Here is a 20243-nt window from a genome sequence, read left to right on the forward strand (position 1 = left end):
AGGGAGATGGTTGGCATATGCCAGCGGGAGGAACTGCGGTTGCGCGCGAAGCGCTGGTGACACGAGGTCAAACACGGTTCTTATTATTGCTCTTAAGTGAGTGCATGAACTCATTCTGGCAGATATTGATAAAACTTAAAGATGCTGCACTGCGATTAGAGTGGCGCCTCTAAGGGCTACGTAGAATTACTGACTGGTAAGTCGGAATCCCAAATCGTGTTAGAATGATCGTTCATTCTAAGTCTTTCTGGAAAAAAGATGAAAAACATGCACAAGAATTTCATACTGCTAGGTACCGCTGCTGCGGTAGTCGCAATGGTCGCCGGCTGCGGCGGCAAACAGGTTGGTCCGGCGCAGGGCGGCGCCCAGCAGGCGCCGGAAGTGGCGGTATTTACCGTGGCGCCGCAAGCGCTGGCCATGAGCACCGAACTGCCCGGCCGCACTGCAGCATTCCTGGTCGCCGAGGTGCGTCCGCAGGTTGGTGGCTTGATCCAGAAGCGCCTGTTCACCGAAGGTGGCGACGTCAAGGCCGGCGTCCAGCTGTACCAGATCGATGCAGCGACCTACGTGGCGGCCTTCAACTCCGCCAAGGCGAACCTGGCCAAGGCCAAGGCCAACCTGGCTGCCGCTGCGCCGAAAGTCGCCCGCTATAAAGAGCTGGTCGCAATTGAAGGCGTGAGCCGCCAGGATTACGACGATGCCGTGGCCGCATACGAACAGGCCAAGGCCGAAGTGGAAGCCGCGCAAGCCGCAGTTGATTCTGCGCACATCAATGTCGATTACACCAAGGTGGCTTCGCCGATCTCCGGCCGCATCAGCCGTTCCAACGTAACGCCCGGCGCGCTGGTGACGGCCGGCCAGGCCACTGCACTGACCACTGTGCAGCAATTGGATCCGATCTACGTCGACGTCACCCAGTCGAGCGAAGAATTGCTGCGCCTGAAACGTGAAATGGATAGCGGCTCGCTCAAGAAGGGCGACGGCCAGGCCGCGGTGACGCTGCTGCTGGCCGACGGCAGCAAGTATGCGCTGCCAGGCAAGCTGCAGTTCTCCGACGTGAGCGTTGATCCTGGCACCGGCAATGTGACGTTGCGCGCGCTGTTCCCGAATCCGAAGCATGACCTGCTGCCCGGGATGTTTGTGCGCGCCGTCCTGGAAACGGGCGTCAGCGAGCACGCCATCGCCGTGCCGCAAATGGGCGTGACCCGCAACCCGAAAGGCGAGGCCACCGCCCTGGTGCTGAACAAGGAAGGCAAGGTTGAACAGCGCGTGCTGCAGACCGGCGGCACCATCGGCGATAAATGGCTGGTGAAATCCGGCCTGGTTGCCGGCGACCGCGTGATCGTGGAAGGCCTGCAGAAAGTGAAGCCTGGTGCTCCGGCCGTAGTGGCGAAGAACACCACAGGCACTGCCACCGCCGCAGCTGCGGACAAGCCAGCAGTCGCGGCGCGCTAAGCGGAGGTTTCAATTATGTCCCGCTTCTTTATCAATCGCCCGATTTTCGCCTGGGTGCTCGCCATCGTTGTAATGCTGGCCGGTGTGATGGCGATCAAAGGGCTGCCTATTTCGCAGTACCCAAGTATTGCTCCGCCATCGATTTCGATCACCGGTTCCTATCCGGGCGCATCGGCCAAGACGGTGGAAGACGCCGTGACCCAGATCATCGAACAGAAGATGAAGGGTATCGACGGCTTGCGTTATATGTCGTCGAACAGCGATTCGACCGGCGGCATCAACATCACGCTGACCTTCAACAGCGGCACCAACCCGGACATCGCACAGGTGCAGGTGCAGAACAAGCTGCAACTGGCGACCCCGTTGCTGCCTAGCGCCGTGACGCAGCAAGGCCTGGTGGTGTCGAAAGCGACCCGCAACTTCCTGCTGGTGCTGGGCTTCGTGTCCGAAGACGCCAAGATGAAACAGTCCGACCTTGGCGACTATGTGGCCGCCAATGTGATTGATCCGCTGAGCCGTGTGCAAGGCGTGGGCGATGTGACCCTGTTCGGCTCCCAGTACGCCATGCGCATATGGCTCGACCCGCAGAAGCTGCAAAGCTTCCAGCTCACACCCGCCGACGTAACGGCCGCCATCCAGGCGCAGAATGCCGAAGTCTCGGCCGGTGAATTGGGCGGTGCTCCTGCCATGCCGGACCAGCAGCTGAATGCCACCGTGACTGCGCAAAGCCGCCTGCAGACGCCGGAGCAGTTCGACGCCATCCTGCTGAAGACCACGGCCAGCGGCGCCACAGTGCACCTGCGCGACGTGGCTCGCATTGAGCTGGGCAACGAAAACTACAATACCGTGGCACGCTACAACGGCTCGCCTGCGGTAGGTGTGGCGATCAAGCTGGCCACCGGCGCCAACGCCCTTGATACGGCCGACGCGGTGAAGAAGAAAATTGAAGTGATGGGCAAGCAGTTCCCGCAAGGGATGAAGGCTGCCGTGGCATTCGACACCACGCCCTTCGTCAAGCTGTCCATTGAAGAAGTGGTCAAGACCCTGGTTGAAGCGGTGATCCTGGTGTTCATCGTGATGTACGTTTTCCTGCAGAACTTCCGCGCCACGCTGATCCCGACCTTTGCGGTACCGGTGGTGTTGCTGGGTACTTTCGGCGTACTGTTCTCGCTGGGCTATTCGATCAACACGCTGACCATGTTCGCGATGGTGCTCGCGATCGGCCTGCTGGTGGACGATGCCATCGTGGTGGTGGAGAACGTTGAGCGTGTGATGACGGAAGAGGGCTTGTCGCCGAAAGAGGCGACCATCAAGTCCATGGGCCAGATCTCCGGCGCGCTGGTAGGTATTGCGCTGGTGCTGTCCGCCGTGTTCGTGCCGATGGCATTCTTCGGCGGTTCCACCGGCGTGATCTATCGCCAGTTCTCTGTGACCATCGTGTCTGCCATGGTGCTGTCGGTGCTGGTGGCAATGGTGTTTACTCCCGCACTGTGTGCGACTTTCCTGAAACCTGGTTCCCACGTTTCCGAGAAAGGCTTCTTCGCCTGGTTCAACCGCAGCTTCGACCGCAGCAGCACCAAGTACCAGGGCTGGGTTGGCAAGATGATTGCCCGCAGCGGCCGTTCGCTGCTGGTGTATGGCGCGCTGCTGGCAGTGCTGGCCGTGTCCTTCATGCGCCTGCCGACTTCCTTCCTGCCGGAAGAAGACCAGGGCGTGCTGTTCTCGATGGTGCAGCTGCCAACCGGCGCTACCCAGCAACGCACCTTGAAAGTGCTGGAGAAGCTGGAGCACCACTTCCTGGAAGACGAAAAAGCTTCCGTGGCTTCCGTGTTCACCGTGGCGGGCTTCAGCTTTGCCGGTAACGGCCAGAATGCCGGTCTTGCCTTCGTGCGGCTGAAAGACTGGTCCGAGCGCAAGAATCCGGACCAGAAGGTGAAAGCGATTGCCGGCCGTGCCATGGGCGCGTTCTCGCAAATCCGCGAAGCGATGGTATTTGCCTTTGCTCCGCCAGCCGTGATGGAACTGGGTAATGCCAGCGGTTTCGACCTGCAACTGCAGGACCAGGGCGGCGTCGGCCACGAAGCGCTGATGGGTGCGCGTAACCAGTTGCTGGGCATGGCGGCCAAGAACCCGCTGCTGATGGCGGTGCGTCCAAACGGCCAGGAAGATACGCCGCAGTTCAAGCTGGATATCGACCAGCAGAAAGCCACTGCGCTGGGCCTGTCGGTCGCAGACGTGAACCGCGTTCTGAGCGTGGGCTGGGGTTCGTCCTACGTGAACGATTTTGTCGACCGTGGCCGCGTCAAGCGCGTCTACCTGCAAGGCACGCCGGAGTCGCGCATGGCGCCGGAAGACCTCAACAAATGGTTCGTGCGCAATGCGCAGGGCGAGATGGTTCCGTTCTCCGCCTTCGCTACCGGCCGCTGGATCTATGCCTCGCCGCGCCTGGAACGTTATAACGGCGTGCCCTCGATGAACGTGCAGGGCATGCCGGCACCGGGCGTCAGCTCCGGTGTCGCCATGGCTGAAATGGAAAAGCTGGTGGCGCAACTGCCGGCCGGTATCGGTTTCGAATGGACCGGCCTGTCGGTGGAAGAGCGCGATTCCGGCTCGCAGACCACGGTGCTGTACACCATCTCCGTGCTGATCGTGTTCCTGTGCCTGGCCGCCCTGTATGAAAGCTGGTCGGTGCCGTTCTCGGTGCTGCTGGTGGTGCCGCTCGGCGTGATCGGTACCGTGCTCGCCACCTGGGGCTTCCACCTGGCGAACGACGTGTACTTCCAGGTCGGCCTGCTGACCGTGGTCGGCCTGTCGGCGAAGAACGCGATCCTGATCGTGGAATTCGCCAAGGAGCTGCAGGAAAAAGGCATCGAGCTGCGTGAAGCCACGCTGCAGGCGGTCAAGCTGCGCCTGCGCCCGATCCTGATGACGTCCATCGCCTTCGGCCTCGGCGTGCTGCCGCTGGCGCTGGCAAGCGGCGCAGGTTCCGGCAGCCAGAACGCGATCGGCGTTGGCGTGCTGGGCGGCATGCTGACGGCTACTTTCCTCGGCATCTTCTTTGTGCCGGTGTACTTCGTGGTGGTGCGCGCATGGGTTGGCCGCAGGGCCGCCAGCGCCGCACCAGCCGCACCGGCCATCGCTTCGGAGGCGAATTGAAATGAACAAGACTCTCTTTACCCTTGCAGCGGCAGCTTTGCTGGCCGGCTGCAGCCTGGCGCCAACTTACCAGCGTCCGGACTCGCCGGTCGCTGCGGCCTGGCCGCAGGGCGAGGCCTATAAGCCAGCTAAAGCGGCGGCCGATGCCAAGCCGGCCAGCGAAATCGCCTGGCAGGACTTCATCGGCGACCAGCAACTACGGGAAGTCGTGGAACTGGCGCTGAAGAACAACCGCGACCTGCGCGTATCGGCGCTGAACATTGAAAAGGCGAGGGCGCAGTACGGCATAGACCGTTCCGCCCAACTGCCCAAGGTGAATGCGCAAGTAAGCCAGAGCGCCGCGCGTGCACCGGGCGGCGACATCAGCCGCCAGTACACCGGTGGCCTGGCAATTCCTGCCTATGAGCTGGACCTGTTCGGCAAGCTGCGCAACGCTTCGGAAGCGGGCCTGCAAACCTATCTCGGCACGCAGGAAGCCCAGCGCGCCCAGCGTCTAAGCCTGGTGGCCGAAGTCGCCAGCACCTGGCTTGGCCTGGCAGCCGACAAGGAACGCCTGCTGCTGGCGCAGGACACGCTGAAAAGCCAGCAGATCACCTATGAGCTGAGCAAGCGCCGCTTCGAATCCGGCGCCACCTCGGGGCTCGATATGTACGAAGCACAAACCAGTGTCGAAGCCGCGCGCAGCGACATGGCCCTGTACACCGCCCAGGTAGCGGCCGGCGAGAACGCGCTGGCCCTGCTGGTCGGTACCCAAGTGCCGGCAAGCCTGCTTCCGCAAGCCTTGCCGACCGCGCTGACCACGCTGGCCGAACTGCCGGAAGGCGTGCCGTCCTCCGTGCTGCTGCAACGCCCGGACGTGCTGGAAGCCGAGCATTCGCTGCGAGCCGCCAACGCCAATATCGGCGTGGCGCGCGCAGCGTTCTTCCCGAGCATTACCCTGACCGGAAGCGCAGGCAGCGCAAGCAGCAGCCTGGGCAACCTGTTCAAGGCTGGTACCGGTGCCTGGACCTTCCTGCCGCAACTGACGCTGCCGCTGTTCGACTCCGGCGCCAACAAGGCAAGGCTTGATATCGCCAAGGCGGACAACGGCATTGCCGTGGCGCGCTATGAAAAAGCGATCCAGTCGGCTTTCCGCGAAGTGGCAGATGCGCTGGTACAGCGCGGCACGCTGGACGAACGCGTCGAATCGCAAACTGCGCTGACCGAAGCGGCGAGCCGCAGCTACCGCATCCACGAAGCGCGCTACCAGAAAGGGGCGGAGTCTTACCTGAATGCCCTGGTGTCGCAGCGTACCTTTTACTCGGCGCAGCAAAGCCTGATCAGCGTGCGCCTGGCCAAGGCGACGAACCAGGTCACCTTGTACAAAGTACTGGGAGGCTGGGCTTAATCAATGCCGGCGGGCGGCATCCATTCCATGATGTTGTAGATGCCGTCCGCCGCCAGGATGTCGAAGCCGCAGCGCAGCAGCAGGCGCTGGGCCGGACTGCCCAGCGGAACGTTGATCCGCACCGGCAAGCGCAGGCGCTCGCCCTGGGCCTGCAGGCTGCGCAGCAAGCCGAGGCCGATGCCGCGGTTGCGGTATTCGGGCAGCAGGCAAATATCCAGGATGCGCAATTCGTCCGGACCGTAATCGACGTACAGGCGCCCCATCGGGCGTTCACGATCCATGATCACGGCCAGGTCGGCATTGGGGTATTGGGTTTCGTACCAGGTTTGCTGCGCCTTGAACTGCAAGCCTTGCAGCAGGGTTTCGGTGGCGAGGTCACAGCCCCCCATCCGAACTTCGGCGCTGCGCGTGCTGGAATAAAGCTGCTGCATGAACGCCAGGTCGCCCGCTTCCGCGGGCCGCATCTCAATCGAGCGAGAGGTACGGGAGGGCATATCACTCTTTCCTTTAAGAATGAAGTAACTGCCTTTCAATCATAGCACGTTGTAATTTGACAAAGCTCATTCCCTTGGCCAGAGTATCGCCTTATGACTGAAAAACGCCACATCGACCCAGAGCGCGCCGCTAATCGCCGCCGCCAGGTACTGGACGCCGCCGCCACCTGTTTCCGCCGCAGCGGATTCCACGGCGCGAGCATGTCCGAGATCTCCAAAGCAGCCGGCATGAGCGCCGGCCATATCTACAACTACTTCGCCGGCAAAGATGCGATCATCGCCGCCTTCGTGGAGGAAAACGAGACGCGGGTGCATGAAATCATCAGCAATATCGGCAGCCAGCCGGACCCGCTGCAGGCGATCATCGACGACGTCGAGCAGAGTGTCCATAACAACCTCGACCCCGATCATTGGGCGCTGCCGCTGGAAATCGCCGCGGAAAGTGCGCGCAACCCCGCAATAGCCGCCTTGAGCCAGGATGCCGACCGCAGGATGTGCACCAGCCTGCTGGCGCTGCTGAAGGCCGGCCGAGAAAAGCATGGCCTGCCTGCCGACGACGCCACCGTCGAAGGACGCATGCAGGCCGTGATTTGCCTGCACCAGGGACTACAATTGCGGGTGCTGAATTATCCCGACTTGCCGATTCCGGAGCTGATTTCATCCTTCCGCATCGCCATGAGGGCGCTCTTGTTCACCTGAGGATATTGAGAATGGTTGATTACGTATTCGCGCCGCACCAGCTCGCGGCATTGCAAATTTCCGGCACCGACCAGTGCTTCCCGGTGCGCCGCGTTTACTGCGTAGGCCGCAACTACGCTGGCCACGCGCGCGAAATGGGCTCTGACCCGGACCGTGAGCCGCCATTCTTCTTCTGCAAGCCGGGCGATGCAGCGGCCGTGGTGCCGGTGGCGCCAGGCACGGTGGCCGAACTGCCATACCCGCCGCAAACCAGCAATTTCCACTTCGAGTGCGAACTGGTGGTAGCCATCGGCGCCGGCGGCAGCGGCATTTCGGTAGCAGACGCGCCCAAGCACATTTTCGGCTACGCAGTGGGCCTGGACATGACGCGCCGCGACCTGCAAGGCAGGATGAAGGACGCCGGCCGCCCTTGGGAGATCGGCAAAGCCTTCGATTATTCTGCGCCGGTAGGGGAGTTGCGCCGCGCAGCCGACGCCACCGGGGTTGAAAGCGCCCCCATCGCATTGGCCCTGGATGGAACGGTGAAGCAGTCCAGCAGCACCGATAACATGATCTGGTCGGTATCCGAAACCATCGCCAACCTCTCCACGCTATTCCGCCTCGAACCCGGCGACCTGATTTTCACAGGCACCCCCGAAGGCGTCGGCGCAGTGGGCCGAGGTCAATCCCTCACCGCCAGCATCGAAGGCCTCCCCAGCCTCTCGGTGAAGTTCACTTAAGCCCAGTCTCAAGAGCAGGCGGGTCAGACCCTACGGGTCTGACCCTGGTTTACCGGTTTTGATTAATTGCCGCCGCAATCGCCAGCAATCCCTCCAGCGCCCCAGCCGCAACTCCCACATCCTGCGCACTACCAACCGCAAACTCCCGCGGATTAATCCTCACCATCCTGCCACCGCGCTGCACCACACCATGCCCAAAATGGCGCACCGAAGGAATCGCCGTCCCCGCCCCCAGTTCAATCACCAGCGGCCGACGCACCTTCTCCAGCCAAGCCTCCAACCGCGCCGCCTGCATCTCGCTACGCCGCTCAATCCACCCCCAATCCCCAAACATGAGGATATTCGGCCGCGCCAGCCCGCCGCAATCCGGGCAGCGCGGCGCCTCATTACGCAGCCGGCAGGCATCAGCATCCACTTCCGGCCCGAAATCATCAGCCGCCCAGATTTTGCTGCCGCACGCCCCCAGGCACTGCAAGTGATGAATCGAACCGTGGCACTCATAAACCGCCTGCGGATCGAAACCCGCCTTCTGGAACTGGCCATCGACATTGCTGGTAAAAACAAAGCTGCCATGCTCCATCGTCTCGCCCCAACCCTTCAACAGCGTGAAGCCTGCATGCGGCACGGTCTCGCGATAAAGGTTCAGCCGATGACCATAAAAGCCCCAGGCTAAAGCCGGATCGTCTTGAAAAGTGCGCGGTGACGCCACGCTGGTGAATTCCATCCGCGCTCGGCCGAGGGCAGGGTAGGCCTTCCAGAACCCCTCATTGCCGCGGAAATCCGGCAAGCCCGAATCCACGCCAATGCCGGCGCCAGCAGCAATGGCCAGCCCATCGGATTGCGCAATCAGTTCGGCCGCACGCGCAGCCAGTTGTGGTTCGATCGTCATTCGTATAGTTTGAGGTAACTTTGACAAAACCACAAATTGCTCTGATATAATCCGAAGCTCGAGTCGGGGCGTAGCGCAGCCTGGTAGCGTACTTGCATGGGGTGCAAGGGGTCGGAAGTTCGAATCTTCTCGCCCCGACCAATTAAATCAAAGGGTTACAGTTTTTGACTGTAACCCTTTTGATTTTTATGCGCTGGCGCGAGACTTCGTTAAAAACAGCGGCCACAGTAAGCCAGGGAGCCAGTGCTACAATTTGCTGTCTGCCATTCAACAGTAGAGATATGTACGAGTCTTTGCCCTTCGACCCACCATACGTTATCAAGATTCACAGCGCAGAAGGCGATCGTTGGGTGGAAGTACGCGAGGACGGATCGCAGGTTCCATGCGAGGCACCAATGGCTTGGCCGTTGCATTCCATGGAGATGGTGGCGGTATCGCCTTCTGCTTCGACCAATTCCAAGAAACCCGCAATCACCATTCTCAACGTGCCTTATGCCGAGAAGGATGAGGCAAAGAAGCTGGGGGCAAAATGGGATGCCACTCGCAAGAAATGGTACGTTCCGCAAGGATTGAACGCCGAGCCGTTTAGTCGCTGGGTCGCGGCGAGTTAAGGAAAAACGCGGTTTCGGACTAGGCTGGCTTCAGGCCGAGACTGCACGCTATTTTTCCTTAAGCTTCTGGCGCCGTCCACACCAGGTTCCACAAGTGACCATCAATGTCCTCGAAACCCTGGTCGTACATGAAGCCATGATCCTCAGGCGGATGTGGTGTGCGGCCGCCCGCAGCGAGGGCCTTCGCAATGAGGCCGTCGACTTCTTCCCGGCTGTCGCAGCTCAGGCAGATGACGACTTCATTGGCTTCCTTGGCATTCGCGACCGGCTTGTCGATCAGGGACTTGAAGAAGGGCTCGGTCGTCAACATGGCTTGTATGGCGCCGTCGACGATGTTCATAAACGCCGCATGCTCTCCGCTAAATCTGGGATCGAATGAAAAGCCGAGAGCGGAAAAGAAGGCTTTGGAGCTGTCCAGGTTCTTCACGGGCAGGTTGAAGATGATCTGCTTTTTCATGGCGTATCCTTGGCTAGGGTTGAATGGGCAATCGGTGCTTCACCCATACGACGAATAACAAAGCGCAAAATCGACATGTGTTCGAAAATCAAGCCAGCGTTTCTGGATGCGAACCCCCATCTCCGTATGAAGGAGAGGATGTGCAACTCGATTGGGTTGAAAGGTGGGGCGACTGATTTGACCTGGCGCCGCGTATCGATACCTGCCTGCTCGGCGCCCGCATGTGCCCGGCGAACGAAGGTATAGCTCTTGCCCACCCGGAAGCTGTTCGAACAACTGCCGGACGTAATTGGTTGCGCACGAAGGGTGTGTCGCAATTGTCCGAACGACGTGTAAAACTCGATTACATAACCGGCCATGCAGCATCCGCACTGCCCCGGCCTGGTCAGGGCGCAGGACTGAAATGACAAACCCCGAAAGCTGGCTTCCAGCTTTCGGGGTTCAGTTGGCGAATATTACTGGCCGAGAGTGCCGGTAGTGCCCTGGCTGCGCACCTGGCGATCCATTTCGTCTTTATCTACAACGCTTGCGTCGGCGCGAGTCGTACTGCTTGCCTTGCGCGGAATGCGCGAGCCGGTGGTCTCATACGATTGTTCCCTGACGCTTGCAGTCGCGTGGTCATTCTGTGGCAAATCAGCGCAGCCGGACATCAGGATTGCGGTCACCGCAGCAAAAATCATCTTCTTCATACTTATTTCCTGTCTCTTGGATTGTTGAAACCCGGAGCGCTCGCGCTCAAGGTGTAACCAAGAATCTAACATGTCAAATGTCTCATATTTGTATTTTTTATTAATATTTATGTTTGTGACAATCTGAGAACTTCTTACAGGAAACGGAGTGCTATATTCGCGCACCCGTGCGCCCCTGAAACTTTTTTTGCGGTGGATGTCGATTTGAGAAAAGCTGGCGCGTCATAGGATTACCAACCACCTTGTTAATTCTTTTTGAGAGGCCAATATGAACAAGCAAATCTTCGTCAACCTGCCCGTCAAGAACCTGGAAAAGTCGAAGGCTTTCTTCGCCGCCCTGGGTTACACCTTCAACCCGCAGTTCACCGACGAAAATGCCGCCAGTATGGTGATCCATGACGGCAGCATTTACGCGATGCTGCTGGTGGAGGACTTCTTCCGCACCTTCACCTCGAAGCCGATTGCCAATGCCAAGGAAGCGACCGAGGTGCTGGTCTGCCTGTCCTGCGAGAGCAAGGACGAAGTGGATGAGCTGGTGCGCAAGGCAGTTGCGGCAGGGGGCAAGACGCCGCGTGAGCCGAAGGACTATGGCTTCATGTACGCGCACGGCTTTGAAGACCTGGATGGCCATATCTGGGAACTGGTTTACATGGCTCAGCAACCTCAGCAATAAAATCTTCAGCTGCTGTGACAATAGAATAGAATCCCGGCAAATTTCGACACTAAACTCATTAGTAGAAAAGTTTGCCGGAGGTTATCGTGTTGTCCTCATGGGTACGCTGGTTATTGATTGGAACTGTAGGGCTGATGGTGTCCATGTACGCCATGGATACGGTCCGCGTGGCCTCGACGTTGCCAGTGCCGCCACCGGCGCAGGCCAAGGAATCGCAGAAGAACGTGAAGAAACCTGCAAATGCTATCGCCAAGGCGTCCCAAATGGACAAAGTGGCGGATGCGCTGGCAGGTAACTGATTCCAAATCATGCTGAATTTTGCGATCTGATACACAAAATTTCATCAATGTATTCATAGAAATGTTGCCTTGAGGTAAGTTACCATCGAGTGCGCGCGGCGTCCCGTCCGCGCGTCGTTCGAAAGGTGACAATGTCCAAGCAAGACCAAGCTATTTCCCTTCCCCGCAGGACCTTTTGCGCCGGCTCGCTGAGCCTGGTGGCTGTCAGCTCATTTCATCTCACGGGTTGCGGTGGCGGTAGCGGTAGCGGTAGCGGTGAGCCGGGCGCGTCCGGTGCAGCAGGATCGTCGGGTCCGCAAACCGGGCAGCCCGCGCAACCGGCCGTACCTGCACCGACGACGGCGGGGCGCACCTTTGTGCATCCCGGCCTGCTGCATACTGAAGCGGATTTCTCGCGCATGCGCGCCAAGGTCTCGGCAGGCGCGCAACCGTGGCTGGATGGCTGGAACGCGCTGCTGCGCACGGGACGCTCGAACCTGGATACCAGTCCGCGCCCCTTGCAGACCGTGATCCGTGGCGGCGATGGCAGCAATTTCGGCCAGTTATTTATCGACGTGGCGCGCAGCTACCAACTGGCGTTGCGCTGGAAGGTGACTGGCGACACTGCTTATGCCGACAAGGCGGTGGAGTTCCTGAACGCCTGGTCGTCCACGCTGACGACAGTCACCGGCAATTCCGACCGTTTCCTGGCCGCCGGTATTTACGGCTACCAATTCGCCAATGCAGCTGAAATCATGCGGACATATTCCGGGTGGGCCGCTGCGGACTTTGCGCGTTTCCAGAACATGATGCTGACCGTGTTCTATCCCCTGAACCATCAGTTCCTGACAACGCATAACGGCTCCGAGATCACCAATTTTTGGGCCAACTGGGACCTGTGCAACCTGGCCTGCATGCTGGCCATCGGCGTGCTATGCGACCGGGAGGACGTGTACGGCGAGGCGGTGTCTTATTACCTGACTGGCCGCGGCAACGGCGCCTCAAGCCAGACTGTGCCTTTTATCCATCCGGGCTATCTGGGGCAATGGCAGGAGAGTTCGCGCGACCAGGGGCACTGCACGCTCGGCATCGGCCTCGCTGGCGCATTTTGCGAAATGGCCTGGAACCAGGGCGATGATTTCTACGGCTACGACAATAACCGTTTCCTTGCGGGTGCCGAGTATGTGGCCAAGTCCAATTTGTCGGATGCCAGCGGTGTTCCGTACTACACCTCGATGCCATTCGATACCTACATTAACAGGCAGGGCACGGGTACTGCCATCTCGCCAGGCGCTTTGCCGCATTTCCGGCCGGTCTGGGAAATGATCAATCACCACTACGTCAACCGGCTTGGGCTGGCAGCGCCGTTCTGCGCGCAGATGGCAGCCAGGATGCGCGCAGAAGGCGATGGCGGCGCCGGCGACCAGCTTGGCTTGGGAACGCTTACGTTCAGCCGCGACCCGCTCGCTTCGAACGTGGCGCCGAGCGGGCTGACGGCACGCCTGGTGGGAGGGAAGGTCGAGCTGTCCTGGTGGGGAACCGCAAAGGCCAGCAGCTACACAGTCTTGCGCTCGACGGCCGCTGGCGGCCCATACACTACTGTTGCCAGCGGCATCAGCGGTTTGCTTACCTACACCGACAGTGGCATGGCGCCCAACACTTATTACTACGCGATTACTGCGCAGACGCCGTCCGGCAATAGTGAAGCTTCCAACGAAGCGCGCGTTGTCACGGCGGTTGCGCCGCATACCTTGCTCCAGTTCAGCGAGACACAGGGCACGACGGCCGCGGATACCAGCGGCAATGCCCGCCATGGAATGCTGATGAACGGAGCCCAGTGGACCGCGGGCAAGCAAGGCAATGCGGTCCTGCTCGATGGCGTTGACGACTATGTGGCGCTGCCGGCCAAATTGATGGATGGGGTGGCCGACTTCAGCATCGCTGCCTGGGTGTTCTGGGACGGCGGCCGTAACTGGGCGCGCATTTTCGACTTTGGCTCGGGTACCACGCATAACATGTTCCTGACGCCGCAAGCGGCGGGCGCCGGCCTGCGCTTCGCCATCAGCCTTACCAACGGCTGGGGTGACCAGGCGCTGACTTCGGCGCCGCTGCCATCGGGCCAATGGGTGCATGTGGCGGTGACGCTGTCCGGCAGCACCGGCACCTTGTATGTGAACGGCAGTGCGGTTGCCACCAATACCCAGATGACCCATGCACCGTTCCGCATGCGCAGCACGACGCAAAACTGGATCGGCCGTTCGCAGTATTCCTCCGATCCTTACTTCAACGGGAAGATCGACGATTTCCGGATCTATAATGGTGCCCTCAGCGCGGCGGAAGTCGCTGCCTTGGCCACCTAGGAGTTTAAGCGATGCGCATTGCGGTGATGTCGGATATCCATGGGAACCTGTGGGCTTTGGATGCGGTATTGGCCGACATCGCCAGGCGCAATGTTGAAGTGACGGTCAACCTGGGCGATATCCTGTCCGGCCCTCTGCTGCCGGCCGAAACTGCCGAACGCTTGATGGCGCTTGGGTTGCCGACCATTCGCGGCAATCACGAACGCCAGGTGCTGGAGCATGATCCGGCGCGCATGGGAGCTTCGGACCTGTGGGCGCACGAGCACATCGGGCCGGCGCATCGCGCATGGATCGCGTCGCTGCCCGGGGCCATGCGCTTGCACGACGATGTGCTGATGGTGCACGGTACACCGGGCTCGGACCTGGTGTACTGGATGGAGTCCGTGGATCCCGAAGGCCAGCGCACTGCCAGCTACGGCGAAGTGCTGGAGCGGGCAGGCGATGCACAGGCATCCCTGATCCTGTGCGGACATACCCACGTACCGCGTTCGGTATTGCTGGACGATGGCCGGCTGATCGTCAATCCCGGCAGTGTCGGCTTGCAGGCGTATGGCGATGATCTGCCGTATCCGCACAAAGCGGAAAACGGCTCGCCGCACGCACGCTACGCGATTGTCGAGCGCACGGCCAGCGGCTGGGCGCTCGAGCAGTATGCCGTTGCCTACGACTGGCATGCCGCGGCGGAAGTGGCGCAGCGCCACGGTCGTCCTGAGTGGGCGTTCGCCCTGCGCACCGGGCGAATGGGCTAACCGGGGCGGTGGCTGACTTCAATCAGGATGCCGCCGGGAGCCTGGCACCAGAAAGACAGGCAGCCGTAGCTCACCGCCGGGGCAGGCGGTAAGGGAAGTCCTGCATCGGCCAGCCGCTGATAGCCCGCGTGCACGGCTGCGTCGGAAGCCTGCAGGAAGCCGATGTGAAAACCGGCCGGGTAATGCACCTGCTTTGCCTCTTGCAGGACCAGGGCGAAGCCGTCTTCGCCACGCAAGATCGCCATGCCTTCAGCCGGGGCCCGCATCCGTTCAAAGCCAAAACCGCGCTCGAAATAATCGGTAGCCGCTTCGAGTTCTGTGACGGGCAAATCAATATGGTTAAGCTTCATTGTTGATCTCCGGTATTAATGGCATATTCCTATCCTAAGCCGGAATTGCTTTGGAGAGCGAAATGCCGAAACGTGTACTGTGTGTGCTTGCGCTGCCTTTGTGCTGTGCGGCGGCGGAACCCGATAGCTGGATCACCACCGATCGTCCCGATTTTGTGGATGCCCCCGAAGTGGTGGGCAAGGGGCGCATACAGTTGGAGACGGGTGTGCTGCAATCCAAAGAGGCGCGCAGCACGCCCACGTTGCTGCGCATCGGCGTAACCGATGATCTTGAGCTGCGTCTGGAATCCGACGGCCGCCTGACTGACCGCGGCGACCCGGCGCGCACGCGTGGCTGGGGCGATGCCGCCGTGAGCTTCAAATGGCAGGTGCGCGAAGGGGAGGGCGGGACTCCGTCGGTCGGCTTGATCATGCAGTCGGATTTCGCAACGGGATCGCGCGAATTCAAAGGCAACGGAACCCGGCCTTCCTTCCGCGTCCCGCTCGAATGGGAACTGCCGCACGACCTGGAGCTGGGCGTCATGCCCGGCTACTACCTCGATCGCGATGAACGCGGACGCCATGTCTCCACTGGACAATTCGGCATTACGCTGGCGAAAAACCTGGGCGAGCGCGCCTACACCTTCGTCGAAGTGGCGGCGCCGCGCATCTCGCGTGCGCGCGACGGCGGCACCACGGCCAGCTTCGACTTCGGCGGCGGCTATTCGTTCACGCGCGACCTGCACGTCGATGCAGGCGTCATGCTCGGCCTGAACCGCCGCACGCCGGACCTGGCTTTCACCGTTGGCCTTTCGGTGCGCCTGTGAAGAAGAGCATGCCAGGGCAGGTAGTGCTGGTGCTGCAGGGCGGCGGTGCGCTGGGCGCCTACCAGCTGGGCGTTTACCAGGCCATGCACGAAGCCGGCGTGGAACCGGACTGGGTGATCGGCACCTCGATCGGTGCCCTGAATGGCGCCATCATCGCAGGTAATCCGCCCGAGCAGCGTTTGCCTCGCCTGCGCGCCTTCTGGGAGGCCATGGAACGCCACGATATTTTCGGCAGCCTGCCGCCGGCGTTTGCCAACGCGCTCACGCTGGCGCAAGGCATTCCGGCATTCTTCGATCCCAACCCGCTCGCCTGGTGGAACCCCGCCGCGCCGCTGGGCGTGGAGAACGCCTCGTTCTACCGTACCAATGCGCTGCGCAATACCCTCGAAGGGCTAGTGGACCTGGCCTACCTGAACGAGCGCCACACGCGCCTGACCGTAGGCGCGGTGAATGCCCGCAATGGTGTGATGCGCTACTTCGACACGCGCAAGGAAGCGCTGGAACTGTCGCATGTGATCGCGTCCGGCGCGATTCCGCCGGCTTTTCCCGCGGTGCGCATCGGCAGCGAACCGTATTGGGATGGCGGCATCTATTCCAATACGCCGATCGAGGCGGTGCTGGATGACGAACCGCGGCGCGATTCGGTGATTTTCTCGGTTCAGGTGTGGAACCCGGACGGCAGCGAGCCGCAAAGCGTGCTGGATGTGCTGGAGAAGCACAAGGAAATCCAGTATGCCAGCCGCGCCAGCCATATTGAGCAGCAGCGCAAGCTGCACCGCCTGCGGCGCGTGATTCGCGAACTGGCGATGAAGCTTCCAGAGGACGTGCGCGCCACGCCGGAAGTACGCGTGCTGGCGCTGTGGGGCTGCGGCACTTCGATGCACGTGGTGCTGCTGAAGGCGCCGCACTTGAGCTGCGAAGACCATACCAAAGATATCGACTTTTCGAGCGCCGGCATCAGCCAGCGCTGGCAGGCCGGCTACGCGGATGCGCAGCGGGCGTTCATGGCAAAGCCGTGGGCCGCGGCAGCGGACACTTTCGAGGGGATCGCCATTCACGAGCAATTTTAGCTATCGATTTCATAGATTTAATCAAATTTATTAATCGACCGTGTCTCTTTAGAATGATTTTCACCGATCACATGAAGGAGCCAGTAAATGAGCCAGACCCCTATCACCACCGCATCCGGCATTCCAGTCGTCGATAACCAGAACTCCCTGACTGCCGGCCCGCGTGGGCCCGTCCTGCTGCAGGACTTCCACCTGATTGAAAAGCTCCAGCATTTCAACCGCGAGCGCATTCCAGAGCGCGTGGTGCACGCCAAAGGCTCCGGCGCCTACGGCACCTTCACCGTCACCCACGACATCAGCAGATACACCAAAGCCAAGCTGTTTGCGGCCATCGGCAAGCAGACCGAAACCTTCGTCCGTTTTTCCACGGTTGGCGGCGAACGTGGCAGCGCCGATACCGAGCGCGATCCGCGCGGCTTCGCGGTTCGTTTCTACACCGAGGAAGGCAACTGGGACCTGGTCGGCAATAACACTCCGATGTTCTTCATCAAGGACGGCATCAAGTTCCCGGACTTCATCCACACCCAGAAGCGCGACCCGCAGACCAACCTGAAATCGCCGACCATGATGTTCGATTTCTGGAGCAGGACGCCGGAGTCCCTGCACCAGGTCACCATGCTGTTCAGCGATCGCGGCACGCCGGACGGCTACCGCCATATGGACGGTTTCGGCAGCCATACCTTCAGCCTGATTAACGCTGCCGGCGAACGCGTGTATGTGAAGTGGCACCTCAAGACCAGGCAGGGCATCAAGAACCTGAGCGCGGCGGATGCGACGCGCCTGGCCGGCTCTGATCCGGACCATGCGCAGCGCGACCTGTTCAGCGCCATCGCTTCCGGCGACTTCCCGCAATGGGAGGTGAAGGTGCAGGTGGCGAGCGAGCAGCAATTGGCGGCATGGGAGCAGCGCACCGGGTGGAACCCGTTCGACCTGACCAAGGTGTGGCCGCATGCGGACTTCCCGCTGATTCCTGTCGGCGTGCTGGAACTGAACCGCAATCCGGTCAACTATCACGCGGAAGTGGAGCAGGCGGCGCTGTCGCCTGCCAACGTGGTGCCTGGCCTGGGCTATTCCCCGGACAAGATGCTGCAGGCGCGTTTGTTCGCTTACCACGATGCGCAGCTGTACCGTGTGGGTACTAATCACCAGCACTTGCCGGTGAATGCGCCGCGCTGTCCTTTCCATAACCAGCAGCGCGATGGCGCCATGGCTGCGGGCTTTGGCGGTGCGGAGCAGAATTATGCGGCGACCGAGGCGGCGGGTTCCAATCCACAGGGGATGGGGCATGGCGAGCCGGAGCTGGCATTGGGCGGCGGGGCAGGGCGCTACGATGGGCGGGGCAAGGAAGATGACTACACCCAGGCGGGGAACCTGTTCCGCTTGCTGCCTGAGCAGGAGAAGCTGAACCTGTTTGACAATATTGCCGGGCCGCTGAGCCAGGTGAGTGATGAGATTATCCAGCGCCAGTTGGGGCATTTTGATAAGGCCGATGCGGGCTATGGCGCGGGCGTGCGGGCGGCGTTGAAGGCACGGGGCCGCAACGTCGACTGAAAACCGGCCTGCGGCAGTCGCGTATCCGGTGTCAGGCCGTAAGGGTCTGGCACCGGATTACCGGTTTGGGTGTGTACAATATCGTTTCCGATCAACCCAAGCCTCTGAACGGGACAGTAATGACCATCAAAATCAGCCAGAATTTCGACTCTGGCGCCATCGAAGTAGTCCGCGCCGACAATGCCGCGAACATCGAACTGAAACTTCGCAAGGACAACGCCGCCGACATCCACCAGTGGTTCCACTTCCGCCTGCAGGGCGCACGTGGCGAAGCGGTGACGATGAAGTTCCTGAACGCCGGCGATGCAACCTACGCCAAAGGCTTCGAAGACTACAACGCTGCCGCCAGCTACGATGGCGAAAACTGGTTCCGCGTCCCGACCTCTTTCGATGGCCATGTAATGACCATCAAACACACGCCGCATAACGACAGCGTGTACTACGCTTACTTCGAGCCGTACTCGTGGGAGCGCCACCTGCGCCTGTTGGGCGAAGTGGCCGAGAACCCGATCGCGCGCGTGTTGGATATCGGCTCCACCGTCGATGGCCGCGACATGAACCTGGTCGTCATTGGCGAGCCGGAAGCTGAAAAGAAAATCTGGTTCATCGCCCGCCAGCACCCAGGCGAATCGATGGCCGAATGGTTCACCGAAGGCCTGATCGATTCCCTGCTGGACGACGCCAACCCGATCGCACGCAAGCTGCTGCAGCGCTGCTGCTTCTACATCGTGCCAAACATGAATCCGGACGGCTCGACCCGCGGCAACCTGCGCACCAACGCGGCAGGCGCAAACCTGAACCGCGAATGGATGACGCCTTCGCTGGAGCGTTCGCCTGAAGTGCTGTGCGTGAAACAGAAGATCCACGAAACCGGCGTCGATATGTTCTTCGACATCCACGGCGATGAGGCGCTGCCTTACAACTTCGTGGCCGGTAATGAAATGCTGGAGAACTTCACGCCGGAGCAGATGGCGCGCCAGAAGAACTTCATCGACCGCTACAAGAACGCCACGCCGGACTTCCAGGATGCGGTTGGCTATGCGCCTTCCAAGTACAAGGAAGACATGCTGACCCTGGCGTCCAAATACATCGGCCACCACTTCCAGGTGCTGTCGCTGACGCTGGAAATGCCGTTCAAGGATAACGCGGACCTGCCGGTTCCTGCCGTCGGCTGGAACGGTGCGCGTAGCGCGGCGCTGGGTGCGGCAATCCTGCAGCCTATCCTGCTGTCGCTGGACGAGTAAGCAGATGGGGATCGAGATCGAACGCAAGTTCCTGGTCGCCGGTGACGGCTGGCGCACGCAAGGCGAGCCGGTGCTGCTGCGCCAGGGCTACCTGTCCTCGCATGCCGAGCGCACGGTGCGTGTGCGCATCGAGGGTGAGCGGGCGGTCTTGACCATCAAGAGCAAGAGCGTGGGCGCGGCGCGCGGGGAGTGGGAGTATCCCGTGCCCATTGCCGACGCCGCTGAACTGCTGGACCGGCTGTGCGAGCGGCCGCTGATCGAGAAGTACCGCCGCCGTATTCCTGTCGGCGGCTTCGTATGGGAAGTGGACGAGTTCCTCGGCGAGAATGCGGGCCTCGTTGTCGCGGAAATTGAATTGCCGGCTGAGGATGCTTTATTTGACAAGCCGGACTGGGCTGGCGAAGAAGTCACCCACGATTTGCGCTACTTTAATTCAAACCTGATCAAGCAGCCGTACTCCACTTGGAAGCGATGAAACGGGAATTCGGTGCCAGGTCTGTCATTCGGACATCCAGTCGATTTGCTTGATCTTCCTCAATACGCAATTAAGACGCATTTTGCGTATTGAGAAAGATCAAACGATAGCGCTAGCTGTCCAAATGACAG

The 20243-nt window shown here is 60.7% G+C and carries 21 protein-coding genes and 1 tRNA gene; 16 read left to right on the top strand and 6 right to left on the bottom strand.

The window, feature by feature from the left end:
- Positions 1-258: 258 nt before the first annotated feature.
- The 3 genes from ASD07_RS14725 to ASD07_RS14735 are packed head-to-tail and all read left to right on the top strand — an operon-like array spanning position 259 to position 5998.
- On the top strand, positions 259-1455 hold the full coding sequence (locus ASD07_RS14725) for an efflux RND transporter periplasmic adaptor subunit (protein WP_082507322.1): 1197 nt from the start codon (positions 259-261) through the stop codon (positions 1453-1455).
- A gap of 15 nt (positions 1456-1470) precedes the next feature.
- Positions 1471-4611 (top strand): efflux RND transporter permease subunit, encoded by a 3141-nt coding sequence (locus tag ASD07_RS14730; RefSeq protein ID WP_055931393.1) that lies wholly within the window; start codon positions 1471-1473, stop codon positions 4609-4611.
- 1 nt (position 4612) lies between these two features.
- A complete protein-coding gene (locus ASD07_RS14735; RefSeq protein ID WP_055931396.1) occupies positions 4613-5998 on the top strand; it encodes an efflux transporter outer membrane subunit in 1386 nt (461 codons plus the stop codon).
- Here the strand turns inward: ASD07_RS14735 and ASD07_RS14740 are convergent.
- On the bottom strand, positions 5995-6492 hold the full coding sequence (locus ASD07_RS14740) for a GNAT family N-acetyltransferase (RefSeq protein WP_156397995.1): 498 nt from the start codon (positions 6490-6492) through the stop codon (positions 5995-5997). The genes ASD07_RS14735 and ASD07_RS14740 overlap by 4 nt on opposite strands.
- Before the next feature lie 93 nt (positions 6493-6585).
- Between ASD07_RS14740 and ASD07_RS14745 the strand changes: the two genes are divergently transcribed.
- Positions 6586-7191, top strand: a complete 606-nt coding sequence (locus tag ASD07_RS14745) for a TetR/AcrR family transcriptional regulator (protein ID WP_055931402.1) — start codon at positions 6586-6588, stop codon at positions 7189-7191.
- Between the two features lie 11 nt (positions 7192-7202).
- The gene (locus tag ASD07_RS14750) at positions 7203-7910 is read left to right on the top strand and encodes a fumarylacetoacetate hydrolase family protein (protein ID WP_055931405.1); all 708 of its coding nucleotides are present in this window, start codon (positions 7203-7205) and stop codon (positions 7908-7910) included.
- A 49-nt stretch (positions 7911-7959) separates the two neighbouring features.
- Here ASD07_RS14750 and ASD07_RS14755 read toward each other — a convergent pair whose 3' ends face one another.
- Positions 7960-8799: a Sir2 family NAD-dependent protein deacetylase gene (locus ASD07_RS14755; RefSeq protein WP_055931408.1), complete on the bottom strand. Its 840-nt coding sequence runs from the start codon at positions 8797-8799 to the stop codon at positions 7960-7962.
- 64 nt (positions 8800-8863) lie between these two features.
- Here ASD07_RS14755 and ASD07_RS14760 point away from each other — a divergent pair.
- Positions 8864-8940, top strand: a tRNA-Pro gene (locus tag ASD07_RS14760).
- A gap of 140 nt (positions 8941-9080) precedes the next feature.
- Positions 9081-9410 carry a DUF5710 domain-containing protein gene (locus ASD07_RS30825; protein ID WP_156397996.1) on the top strand — a complete coding sequence of 110 codons (330 nt, stop codon included), beginning with the start codon at positions 9081-9083 and terminating at the stop codon, positions 9408-9410.
- A gap of 58 nt (positions 9411-9468) precedes the next feature.
- Here the strand turns inward: ASD07_RS30825 and ASD07_RS14765 are convergent, their stop codons facing one another.
- From ASD07_RS14765 to ASD07_RS14770, 3 genes are all read right to left on the bottom strand, one after another.
- On the bottom strand, positions 9469-9867 hold the full coding sequence (locus ASD07_RS14765) for a VOC family protein (protein ID WP_055931411.1): 399 nt from the start codon (positions 9865-9867) through the stop codon (positions 9469-9471).
- Entirely contained in the window at positions 9864-10226 is a 363-nt protein-coding gene (locus ASD07_RS30830) for a hypothetical protein (RefSeq protein ID WP_156397997.1), read from the bottom strand. Before ASD07_RS30830 ends, ASD07_RS14765 begins: the two co-directional genes overlap by 4 nt.
- Positions 10227-10322: 96 nt before the next feature.
- A complete protein-coding gene (locus tag ASD07_RS14770; protein WP_055931414.1) occupies positions 10323-10556 on the bottom strand; it encodes a membrane lipoprotein lipid attachment site-containing protein in 234 nt (77 codons plus the stop codon).
- 268 nt (positions 10557-10824) lie between these two features.
- On the opposite strand from ASD07_RS14770, the gene ASD07_RS14775 reads away from it, so the two are divergent.
- The 4 genes from ASD07_RS14775 to ASD07_RS14785 all read left to right on the top strand — a co-directional run bounded on the left by ASD07_RS14775 (position 10825) and on the right by ASD07_RS14785 (position 14616).
- A complete protein-coding gene (locus tag ASD07_RS14775) occupies positions 10825-11229 on the top strand; it encodes a VOC family protein (RefSeq protein WP_055931417.1) in 405 nt (134 codons plus the stop codon).
- Positions 11230-11363: 134 nt separating this feature from the next.
- Complete coding sequence (locus ASD07_RS30835) at positions 11364-11528, top strand: hypothetical protein (RefSeq protein ID WP_156397998.1); 165 nt, start codon at positions 11364-11366, stop codon at positions 11526-11528.
- A gap of 131 nt (positions 11529-11659) precedes the next feature.
- The gene (locus tag ASD07_RS14780) at positions 11660-13867 is read left to right on the top strand and encodes a LamG-like jellyroll fold domain-containing protein (RefSeq protein WP_082507323.1); all 2208 of its coding nucleotides are present in this window, start codon (positions 11660-11662) and stop codon (positions 13865-13867) included.
- Positions 13868-13878: 11 nt separating this feature from the next.
- Positions 13879-14616, top strand: coding sequence for a metallophosphoesterase (locus ASD07_RS14785; RefSeq protein ID WP_055931423.1), 738 nt, complete (start codon positions 13879-13881; stop codon positions 14614-14616).
- Here ASD07_RS14785 and ASD07_RS14790 read toward each other — a convergent pair.
- A complete protein-coding gene (locus ASD07_RS14790; protein ID WP_055931426.1) occupies positions 14613-14966 on the bottom strand; it encodes a VOC family protein in 354 nt (117 codons plus the stop codon). The two genes, ASD07_RS14785 and ASD07_RS14790, sit on opposite strands and share 4 nt — an antisense overlap.
- 62 nt (positions 14967-15028) lie before the next feature.
- Here ASD07_RS14790 and ASD07_RS14795 point away from each other — a divergent pair, with 62 nt between their 5' ends.
- From ASD07_RS14795 to ASD07_RS14815, 5 genes are all read left to right on the top strand, one after another.
- Entirely contained in the window at positions 15029-15772 is a 744-nt protein-coding gene (locus tag ASD07_RS14795; RefSeq protein ID WP_055931429.1) for a transporter, read from the top strand.
- Between the two features lie 8 nt (positions 15773-15780).
- The gene (locus ASD07_RS14800) at positions 15781-16842 is read left to right on the top strand and encodes a patatin-like phospholipase family protein (RefSeq protein WP_055931431.1); all 1062 of its coding nucleotides are present in this window, start codon (positions 15781-15783) and stop codon (positions 16840-16842) included.
- 87 nt (positions 16843-16929) lie between these two features.
- Positions 16930-18393, top strand: coding sequence for a catalase (locus tag ASD07_RS14805; protein ID WP_055931433.1), 1464 nt, complete (start codon positions 16930-16932; stop codon positions 18391-18393).
- A 119-nt stretch (positions 18394-18512) separates the two neighbouring features.
- The gene (locus ASD07_RS14810; protein ID WP_055931436.1) at positions 18513-19637 is read left to right on the top strand and encodes a M14-type cytosolic carboxypeptidase; all 1125 of its coding nucleotides are present in this window, start codon (positions 18513-18515) and stop codon (positions 19635-19637) included.
- A 4-nt stretch (positions 19638-19641) separates the two neighbouring features.
- Positions 19642-20112: a CYTH domain-containing protein gene (locus ASD07_RS14815; protein WP_055931440.1), complete on the top strand. Its 471-nt coding sequence runs from the start codon at positions 19642-19644 to the stop codon at positions 20110-20112.
- The last annotated feature ends 131 nt before the right edge of the window (positions 20113-20243 follow it).

The organism is Duganella sp. Root336D2 (genome assembly GCF_001425005.1).
Taxonomy (GTDB): domain Bacteria; phylum Pseudomonadota; class Gammaproteobacteria; order Burkholderiales; family Burkholderiaceae_D; genus Rugamonas.

What these genes read in the sequence shown, in the direction of transcription:
- ASD07_RS14725 (WP_082507322.1), top strand. Translation starts at nt 259, where the DNA reads ATGAAAAACATGCACAAGAATTTCATACTGCTAGGTACCGCTGCTGCG.
- ASD07_RS14730 (WP_055931393.1), top strand. Translation starts at nt 1,471, where the DNA reads ATGTCCCGCTTCTTTATCAATCGCCCGATTTTCGCCTGGGTGCTCGCC.
- ASD07_RS14735 (WP_055931396.1), top strand. Translation starts at nt 4,613, where the DNA reads ATGAACAAGACTCTCTTTACCCTTGCAGCGGCAGCTTTGCTGGCCGGC.
- ASD07_RS14740 (WP_156397995.1), bottom strand. Translation starts at nt 6,492, where the DNA reads ATGCCCTCCCGTACCTCTCGCTCGATTGAGATGCGGCCCGCGGAAGCG.
- ASD07_RS14745 (WP_055931402.1), top strand. Translation starts at nt 6,586, where the DNA reads ATGACTGAAAAACGCCACATCGACCCAGAGCGCGCCGCTAATCGCCGC.
- ASD07_RS14750 (WP_055931405.1), top strand. Translation starts at nt 7,203, where the DNA reads ATGGTTGATTACGTATTCGCGCCGCACCAGCTCGCGGCATTGCAAATT.
- ASD07_RS14755 (WP_055931408.1), bottom strand. Translation starts at nt 8,799, where the DNA reads ATGACGATCGAACCACAACTGGCTGCGCGTGCGGCCGAACTGATTGCG.
- ASD07_RS30825 (WP_156397996.1), top strand. Translation starts at nt 9,081, where the DNA reads ATGTACGAGTCTTTGCCCTTCGACCCACCATACGTTATCAAGATTCAC.
- ASD07_RS14765 (WP_055931411.1), bottom strand. Translation starts at nt 9,867, where the DNA reads ATGAAAAAGCAGATCATCTTCAACCTGCCCGTGAAGAACCTGGACAGC.
- ASD07_RS30830 (WP_156397997.1), bottom strand. Translation starts at nt 10,226, where the DNA reads ATGGCCGGTTATGTAATCGAGTTTTACACGTCGTTCGGACAATTGCGA.
- ASD07_RS14770 (WP_055931414.1), bottom strand. Translation starts at nt 10,556, where the DNA reads ATGAAGAAGATGATTTTTGCTGCGGTGACCGCAATCCTGATGTCCGGC.
- ASD07_RS14775 (WP_055931417.1), top strand. Translation starts at nt 10,825, where the DNA reads ATGAACAAGCAAATCTTCGTCAACCTGCCCGTCAAGAACCTGGAAAAG.
- ASD07_RS30835 (WP_156397998.1), top strand. Translation starts at nt 11,364, where the DNA reads ATGGTGTCCATGTACGCCATGGATACGGTCCGCGTGGCCTCGACGTTG.
- ASD07_RS14780 (WP_082507323.1), top strand. Translation starts at nt 11,660, where the DNA reads ATGTCCAAGCAAGACCAAGCTATTTCCCTTCCCCGCAGGACCTTTTGC.
- ASD07_RS14785 (WP_055931423.1), top strand. Translation starts at nt 13,879, where the DNA reads ATGCGCATTGCGGTGATGTCGGATATCCATGGGAACCTGTGGGCTTTG.
- ASD07_RS14790 (WP_055931426.1), bottom strand. Translation starts at nt 14,966, where the DNA reads ATGAAGCTTAACCATATTGATTTGCCCGTCACAGAACTCGAAGCGGCT.
- ASD07_RS14795 (WP_055931429.1), top strand. Translation starts at nt 15,029, where the DNA reads ATGCCGAAACGTGTACTGTGTGTGCTTGCGCTGCCTTTGTGCTGTGCG.
- ASD07_RS14800 (WP_055931431.1), top strand. Translation starts at nt 15,781, where the DNA reads ATGCCAGGGCAGGTAGTGCTGGTGCTGCAGGGCGGCGGTGCGCTGGGC.
- ASD07_RS14805 (WP_055931433.1), top strand. Translation starts at nt 16,930, where the DNA reads ATGAGCCAGACCCCTATCACCACCGCATCCGGCATTCCAGTCGTCGAT.
- ASD07_RS14810 (WP_055931436.1), top strand. Translation starts at nt 18,513, where the DNA reads ATGACCATCAAAATCAGCCAGAATTTCGACTCTGGCGCCATCGAAGTA.
- ASD07_RS14815 (WP_055931440.1), top strand. Translation starts at nt 19,642, where the DNA reads ATGGGGATCGAGATCGAACGCAAGTTCCTGGTCGCCGGTGACGGCTGG.